Origin of the sequence: Streptomyces sp., from assembly GCF_031181555.1 — a bacterium.
In the GTDB taxonomy this organism is placed as follows: Bacteria; Actinomycetota; Actinomycetes; order Streptomycetales; family Streptomycetaceae; genus Streptomyces; species Streptomyces fimbriatus.
Genome location: NZ_JAPSKQ010000154.1, coordinates 1 through 7512, shown reverse-complemented (window position 1 = coordinate 7512; position 7512 = coordinate 1). Strand labels below are relative to the sequence as shown.

The following is a 7512-nucleotide window of genomic DNA, read 5'->3' as shown; positions in this document are numbered from 1 at the left end:
TCACCGGGTCACCGGCCGAGGTGCCGTCGCGCGAAGTCCAGTTCCAGCCGTACCTGCTTGATGCGCTCGTCCACCACCAGGGAGCCGTGTCCGGCGTCGTAGCGGTAGACCTCGTGGACCGCGCCGCGGGCCTCGAGGCGCCGGACGTAGTTCTCGATCTGGCGGATGGGGCAGCGCGGGTCGTTGACGCCGGCCGAGATGTAGACCGGGACCTTGACCCGGTCGACGTAGGTGATCGGGGAGGACGCCTCGAAGCGCTCGGGGACCTCCTCCGGGGTGCCGCCCAGCAGGGTGCGGTCCATGGCCTTCAGCGCTTCCATCTCGTCGTGGTACGCCGTGACGTAGTCGGCGACCGGGACCGCCGCGATGCCCAGCGCCCACGCGTCGGGCTGGGTGCCGAGGCCGAGGAGGGTGAGGTAGCCGCCCCAGGAGCCGCCGGTGAGGATCAGCCGGGCGGGGTCCGCCAGGCCCGAGTCGACCGCCCACTCGCGGACCGCCGCGATGTCCTCCAGCTCGATCAGGCCCACCCGGTGCTTCAGGGCGTCGGTCCAGGCACGGCCGTAGCCCGTGGAGCCGCGGTAGTTGACGCGGACCACCGCGTAACCGTGGTCGACCCAGGCCGCCGGGCCCGCCGCGAAGGAGTCGCTGTCGTGCCAGGTGGGGCCGCCGTGGATGTCGAAGACCGTCGGGAGCGGACCGGTCGCGCCCGCCGGCTTCTGGACGAGGGCGTGGATACGGCCGCCGGGGCCCTCCACCCACACGTCCTCCACGGGGACCGAGCCGGGCGACTTCATCCCGGGCGGGTCGAGGACGACACCGCCCGCCGTGGAACGGACCGCCGGCGGTTCGGCCGCCGACGACCACAGGTACTCCACGCTGCCGTCGGGGCGGACCGTCGCGCCCGAGACCGCGCCGGGCGGGGTGGGGACCTTCACCAGCCGCCGCTCGGTCAGGTCGTAGCGGAACAGTTCGCCGCGGGCCTCGAAGCCGTGCGCGATGAGCAGGCCGGTGCCGTCCGGGTACCACTCGGCGCTCACGTCGCCGGGCAGCTCCAGGGCGAGGTCCGTCTCCTCCCCGGTCGCCACGTCCCACACCAGGGGCTCCCAGCGGCCGCGCCGCTGGTGCCCGACGAGCAGCCGGGTGTCGCCGGCGACCGGGGCGAAGCCCAGCACCTCCAGGCCCAGCTCCTCGGTGCCGCCCTTGGTGTCGTCGAGCTCGGCGACCACCGTGCCGTCGGGGCGCAGCACCCGCAGCGCGGAGTGCATCGCGTCACCGTGCTCGGTGTGCTCCACGGCGATCAGCGAACCGTCGTGGGAGAGGTCGCCGACGCTTGCCGACTCGCGGTGGCGGTAGATCTCCACGGGCGGCTCGCCGGCGCGGACCAGGTGGATGGTCGTACCGTCCTCGTCCGTGGAGCGGCCCACGACCGCCGTACGGCCGTCCCGGCCCAGCGCGAGACCGGCGGGGTACGAGGGGTCCAGGCCCGGCGCCGCGAGGTCGTCCTCGCCGCCGGAGAAGCGCTGGCGGCGCCAGACGCCGAACTCGTCGCCGTCCTTGTCGTCGAACCACCAGATCCACTCGCCGTCCGGCGAGAGCACGCCGTCCGTCGTGCCGTTGGGGCGGTCCGTCACCTGGCGCTGCTCGCCCGTCGACCGGTCCCAGGCGTACAGCTCGTACGTCCCCGTCGCGTTCGACACGAACAGGGAGCGGTCGGGTGCGTCCTCCGCCCATTCGGGCAGGGACACCCGGGGCGCACGGAAGCGCTTCTCCCAGTCGGGCATGTCCTCGCCCTGCTCCACCACTCGCTCGGTCTGGTCCGGCCGGTCCGGCGCGTCGGACCCGTTGCTCTCAGTCATGGCCCCATACTGCCCGTCCCGGGGGGTGTCGCGCCGCCGAGGTCCCCAGCCTGTGGACAACCTCCACCGGATCTTCCACCGGCACGCCCCACGAGCAGGCCGAGCCGGATCGGACGGTCACCCGGGCCCTGCTCGCGGTCGGACCGGAGGTGACGCACGCCCTCCCGTTCTTCACGGGGGGGGGGACGGATCGGAACGGATGTCCGGGGTCGTCGACTTCCGGCCCGAGCCGTACGGACCGCCCGCGGGCCGTGAGCGCCTGGCCGAGCGGTACCGAGCGGGTCCGGCCGTGGACGCGGAGGCGGGGCGCGACGCGCCGACCCCGCGGGCCGGCGGCGGCCGGGAGCACCGTACCGTGGAGGGCGTGTACCGGTTTCTGCTGACGCCCCGATGGTGGGGGATCAACGTCTTCGTGCTGCTCGCCATCCCCTTCTGCGTCTTCATGGGGTCGTGGCAGCTCGGCCGGTTCGAGGACCGGGTGGACAACCACCGCGAGGCCGAGGAGCGGATCACCTCGGACAAGCGGGAGGCGGCCAGGCCGCTGGACCGGTTGCTGCCGGTGACCAAGGCGACCTCCGGCAAGCAGACCACCGCGACCGGCCGGTACGACAAGCAGCTGCTCGTGCCCGACCGGACGCTGGACGGCGAGCGCGGCCACTACGTCCTGACGCTGCTGCGCACCGACACCGGCAAGGCGCTGCCCGTCGTCCGGGGCTGGCTGCCCGGCGACCCCGACCCGGCGAAGGTGCCCGCGGCGCCCGCCGGTGAGGTCACCGTCACCGGCGCGCTCCAGGCGTCCGAGACACCGGGCAGCAACGGCGTCAGCGCCCGCGGCGGACTGCCCGACGGCCAGACCGCCGCGATCAGCGCGGCCTCGCTGGTGAACCTGGTGCCGTACGACGTGTACGACGCCTGGGTCACGCTGAACCGGGGGGACTCGGGGATGAAGGCGGTGCCCGCGTCCGCGCCGGGCGGGACGGGCCTCGACCTGAAGGCGTTCCAGAACCTCGGCTACACCGCGGAGTGGTTCGCCTTCGTGGGCTTCGTGATCTTCATGTGGTTCCGCCTCCTGCGCCGCGAGCTGGAGTTCGCCCGCGACGCGGAACTCGGCCTGGTCCCGGACGAGGATCCGGAACGGGAGCGCGCACAGAAGCAGGAGCGGGACCAGGAACGCGAGCCGGCGTCGGCGGCGGAGCGGTCGAGCCCGTCCGGGGTGTGACGCCGGGCCGGCTCGGGAGAGCGGCGGGGCCGCGGCGGCCCCGAGGTCACATCGTCGTCAGCAGGCCCGTCCAGTAGACCGTGCCCGCGCAGGCGTTGCCCACCGTCGCGGTGCCCGCGCCCGAGCCCGTGGCCGCCGTGTACGTCACCGTCACGCTGCCGTCGGTCGTGCCGTCCTCCATGACCAGCTGCGTGGTCATCCCGGTCTCGGTACCGGTGGACGCGCCGCTCGTCGTGGTCGGGTTCTCGGTGGGCGAGGGGTCGGGCGAGGGACCGCCGGTGCCGCCGCCGCCCGTGCCGCCGCCCACGGTGGGACAGGGCTCGGAGGGCACCCAGGCGAACTTCACCTCGTACGCCTCACCCGGCTTGAGCACCAGGCTCATCGCCTCCTGGGAGGGGTCGGGCAGACCGGCCGCCGCGTCGCCCGCCACGTGCCGGGCCGAGGTCACCTTGGCGGGATCGGCCGCGCCCGCCGGTGCCGCGGTCACGCTGCCGGGGCCGTCGACGGTACAGCTCGCGGTGGAGACGTTGGTGACCTTGAAGGAGCCGTAGACCGCGCCCGTGGAGTCGGGGGCGGCACTGCTCGCGGCCGCCGGGCCGAGCTGGGCGGCGGTGCAGGCGGACGCCCCGGCCGCGGTGCCGGCCGAGGGACCGGCGCCCTCGGTCGCGCCTTCGCTGGTGCCGGTGCTCGCGCCGCCCTTGTCCTTGTCCTTGTCCTTGTCCTTCTTGTCGTCCTTGTCGGTCCCCTCGACCTGGTTCGAGGCGCCGCCCGCGGTGGTCTCGCCGTCGTCCGGGCCCTTGCCCCCGCCGGTGCCGCCCTGCTCCTGCGCGGCGTGGCCGACGGCGGACGGGTTGGCGTCGGAACCGGTCGAGTTCGAGACGTGGACGACGGTGGGGACGGCGGTGCCGACGAAGAGCACGGCGGCGGCCACACCGACGAGGGCCTGCCGCTTGCGGGCCCGGCGGGCGGGGACCGCCCGGCGCAGGTAGTCCAGCGTGCCGTCGCTCGGCTCCACCTCCCGCACCGCCTGGTGCAGCATCGTGCGCAGTGCCAGCTCGTCCGAGTCGAGTCCTTCGGGGCCCTGTTCGTCGGGGCCGTGGTTCACAGTTCCGTTCCCAGCGTGCGATTGCTTCGGCTTGTGTCCGTGCGGCTTCCCGAGCCCGCGCAGCCGCGTCGGCTCCTCCGACTGCACGGGCTCGGACGGGCCGTCGGGGCCGTCGCCGGACTCACGGCTCTTCCCCGCCCCGCCCGTCTCCCCGGGCTCACGGGTGCTCTCCGACGCGCCCGCATCCCCGGACCCGGCCACGTCCCCGGACCCGCCCGTGTCACCGGACCCGTCCGCGTCACCGGGCTCGCCCGCGGCCCGGGACTCCCGCACGCCTTCGGGCGCGGGCGGTCCCTCCGGCTCGCGGGCGTCGCCGGGCGGGAGCAGGCCCTCCGGCTCGCGCTCCTCGGGCCGCGCGTCCTTGCCGTCGCTCATGCCGGCGCCTCCATGGCCAGCCGCAGCGCCGCGATGCCACGCGAGCCGTACGCCTTCACCGAGCCCAGCGAGATGCCGAGCGTCTCGGCGACCTGAGCCTCGGTCATGTCCGCGAAGTAGCGCAGCACCAGCACCTCGCGCTGGCGGCGCTGCAGCCCCTTCATCGCCTTGATGAGGGAGTCGCGCTCCAACTGGTCGTAGGCGCCTTCCTCCGCGCTCGCCATGTCGGGCATGGGCTTGGACAGCAGCTTGAGACCGAGGATGCGGCGGCGCAGCGCGGAGCGGGAGAGGTTGACGACCGTCTGCCGCAGATACGCCAGGGTCTTCTCGGGGTCGCGCACGCGTTTGCGGGCGGAGTGCACACGGATGAACGCCTCCTGGACGACGTCCTCGCAGGAGGCGGTGTCGTCGAGGAGGAGCGCCGCGAGACCCAGCAGCGAGCGGTAGTGCGCGCGGTAGGTCTCGGTGAGATGGTCGACGGTGGTGCCGGCCGCCACGACGTCGTCGGCTCCGTCACGCTGACCGGGTATGCGGGCGGGGCGCGCTGCGGGCATGGGCGCGATCACCGGCATGCCGCCGGACGCGCCGGGCATGCGGGGTCGGAGGGCCTGGCGGGGAGGCCGTAGGGCCCTGCCACGCGGCGCTGTGAAATCGAGTACCTCTGCCACGCCAGTTGGACGCGCTTCCCCCCATAAGGGTTGTACGCGCCGGGCGTCACTTGTGCGCCGACCGGTACCACCGGCCGGCCGCCCGCGTCAGGCAGCGCCACCGACAGCACATTCCATGCCCTCATGCGTCCCGCTCTTCCCCTGTGTTTTATGTGAACGGACGTCCCCACGCCCGGCTCCAGGCGTCCCCACGCCTGGAAGAACGCGCCCCCCACGCCCCGAAGGGGTGACCGCAAAGACGCTCCCCGCCCTCCGCTCGGTTGCGGAGGGCGGGGAGGCACATCCTCGACTGCGGGGCAGGCCGATTCCAGTGGCCCGGACCAAGCGGCCCGGATCAAGAACCCGGCCCACCAGACTTACACAGATCCTACGAATGAATCATGTGGGGGCCAGGGTTTTTCACGACCCGGCCGCCACCAACTCGGCGATCTGCGCGCTGTTGAGCGCGGCTCCCTTGCGCAGGTTGTCCCCGCACACGAAGAGCTCCAGCGCCGTCGGATCGTCCAGGGCCCGCCGTACCCGCCCGACCCACGTCGGGTCGGTCCCGACGACATCGGCGGGGGTGGGGAACTCCCCGGCGGCCGGATTGTCGAACAGCACCACGCCGGGCGCCGTGGCGAGGATCTCACGGGCCCGGTCGACGGTGACCTCGCCCTCGAAACGGGCGTGCACGGTCAGCGAGTGCGCGGTGACCACCGGGACGCGCACGCAGGTGACCGCCACGGGCAGCGCGGGCAGGCCCAGGATCTTGCGGGACTCGCCCCGGACCTCCATCTCCTCCGACGACCAGCCGTCCTCCCGCAGCGACCCGGCCCACGGCACGACGTTCAGCGCGACCGGCTCCGGGAACGGCCCGGTGCTGTCCCCCACGGCCCGCCGCAGGTCACCGGGGCCGGTCCCCAGCTCCGTACCGGCGACCAGGGACAACTGCTCGCGCAGCGTCCGCACGCCCGCGTGCCCCGCGCCGCTGACCGCCTGGTACGAGGAGACGACCAGCTCGCGCAGGCCGAACTCGGCGTGCAGCGCGCCCAGCGCGACGATCATCGACAGGGTGGTGCAGTTCGGGTTGGCGACGATCCCGCGCGGCCGCATCCGCACGGCGTGCGGGTTGACCTCGGGAACGACCAGCGGCACGTCCGGGTCCATGCGGAACGCGCCGGAGTTGTCGACCACCACCGCGCCCCGCGCGGCGGCGAGGGGCGCCCACCGCTCGGCGACCTCGTCGGGGACGTCGAACAGCGCGACGTCGACCCCCTCGAAGGCCTCCTCGGTGAGCGCCACGACCTCGACCTCCTCACCGCGCACGGCCAGCTTGCGGCCGGCCGAGCGCGGGGAGGCGACCAGTCGGATCTCGCCCCAGATGTCCGCCCGCTGGGACAGGATCTGGAGCATGACCGTGCCGACGGCCCCGGTCGCTCCCACGACCGCGAGCGTCGGCCGCCCGGAGCGCCCGGGTCGTCCGGTCCCGGACATCAGCGGCCGGTGCCTCCGTAGACGACGGCCTCGTCGCTGTCGGAGTCCAGCCCGAAGGCGGAGTGCACGGCGCGGACGGCCTCGGGCACGTCGTCCTTGCGGGTGACGACCGAGATGCGGATCTCGGAGGTCGAGATCAGCTCGATGTTCACGCCGGCGTCGCTGAGCGCCGTGAAGAAGTCGGCCGTGACTCCCGGGTTGGTCTTCATACCGGCGCCGACCAGGGAGATCTTGCCGATCTGGTCGTCGTAGCGCAGGGAGTCGAAGCCGATGGCGGTCTTCGCCTTCTCCAGGGCGTCGATGGCCTTGCGGCCCTCGGCCTTCGGGAGGGTGAAGGAGATGTCCGTCAGACCGGTGGAGGCGGCGGACACGTTCTGCACGACCATGTCGATGTTGATCTCGGCGTCGGCGATCGCGCGGAAGATCGAGGCCGCCTCGCCCGGCTTGTCCGGCACACCGACGACCGTGACCTTGGCCTCGGAGGTGTCGTGCGCGACACCGGAGATGAGAGCCTGCTCCACCTGCTTGTCCCCTTGCTGAATCGGCTCGCTGCTGACCCACGTGCCCTGCAGTCCGCTGAAGGACGAGCGGACGTGGATCGGGATGTTGTACCGGCGGGCGTACTCCACACAGCGGTGGAGCAGCACCTTGGACCCGGAGGCCGCCAGTTCGAGCATGTCCTCGAACGAGATCCAGTCGATCTTCCGGGCCTTCTTCACCACGCGCGGGTCGGCGGTGAACACACCGTCGACGTCCGTGTAGATCTCGCACACCTCGGCGTCGAGCGCGGCGGCGAGGGCGACGGCGGTGGTGTCG

6 protein-coding genes are annotated in these 7512 nt (G+C 73.2%); 1 reads left to right on the top strand and 5 read right to left on the bottom strand.

Annotated elements, in window-relative coordinates:
- Nucleotides 1-8 precede the first annotated feature (8 nt).
- A complete protein-coding gene (locus RIM90_RS25055) occupies nt 9-1856 on the bottom strand; it encodes a prolyl oligopeptidase family serine peptidase (RefSeq protein WP_309063021.1) in 1848 nt (615 codons plus the stop codon).
- Nucleotides 1857-2220: 364 nt separating this feature from the next.
- Between RIM90_RS25055 and RIM90_RS25050 the strand changes: the two genes are divergently transcribed.
- Nucleotides 2221-3075: an SURF1 family protein gene (locus RIM90_RS25050; RefSeq protein ID WP_309063028.1), complete on the top strand. Its 855-nt coding sequence runs from the start codon at nt 2221-2223 to the stop codon at nt 3073-3075.
- Nucleotides 3076-3121: 46 nt separating this feature from the next.
- Here the strand turns inward: RIM90_RS25050 and RIM90_RS25045 are convergent, their stop codons facing one another.
- The 4 genes from RIM90_RS25045 to RIM90_RS25030 all read right to left on the bottom strand — a co-directional run.
- The gene (locus tag RIM90_RS25045) at nt 3122-4555 is read right to left on the bottom strand and encodes a hypothetical protein (protein WP_309063020.1); all 1434 of its coding nucleotides are present in this window, start codon (nt 4553-4555) and stop codon (nt 3122-3124) included.
- Nucleotides 4552-5148: a SigE family RNA polymerase sigma factor gene (locus RIM90_RS25040; protein WP_309063019.1), complete on the bottom strand. Its 597-nt coding sequence runs from the start codon at nt 5146-5148 to the stop codon at nt 4552-4554. The genes RIM90_RS25045 and RIM90_RS25040 overlap by 4 nt, the downstream gene beginning before the upstream one ends.
- A gap of 474 nt (nt 5149-5622) precedes the next feature.
- The gene (locus RIM90_RS25035) at nt 5623-6696 is read right to left on the bottom strand and encodes an aspartate-semialdehyde dehydrogenase (RefSeq protein ID WP_309063018.1); all 1074 of its coding nucleotides are present in this window, start codon (nt 6694-6696) and stop codon (nt 5623-5625) included.
- Nucleotides 6696-7512 (bottom strand): aspartate kinase (locus RIM90_RS25030; protein WP_309063017.1); only part of this gene is annotated, 817 nt, incomplete at its 5' end. The genes RIM90_RS25035 and RIM90_RS25030, both read right to left, overlap by 1 nt.

Coding starts and splice junctions, on each gene's coding strand:
- RIM90_RS25055 (WP_309063021.1), bottom strand. CDS start 1,856: ATGACTGAGAGCAACGGGTCCGACGCGCCGGACCGGCCGGACCAGACC.
- RIM90_RS25045 (WP_309063020.1), bottom strand. CDS start 4,555: ATGAGCGACGGCAAGGACGCGCGGCCCGAGGAGCGCGAGCCGGAGGGC.
- RIM90_RS25040 (WP_309063019.1), bottom strand. CDS start 5,148: ATGCCCGGCGCGTCCGGCGGCATGCCGGTGATCGCGCCCATGCCCGCA.
- RIM90_RS25035 (WP_309063018.1), bottom strand. CDS start 6,696: ATGTCCGGGACCGGACGACCCGGGCGCTCCGGGCGGCCGACGCTCGCG.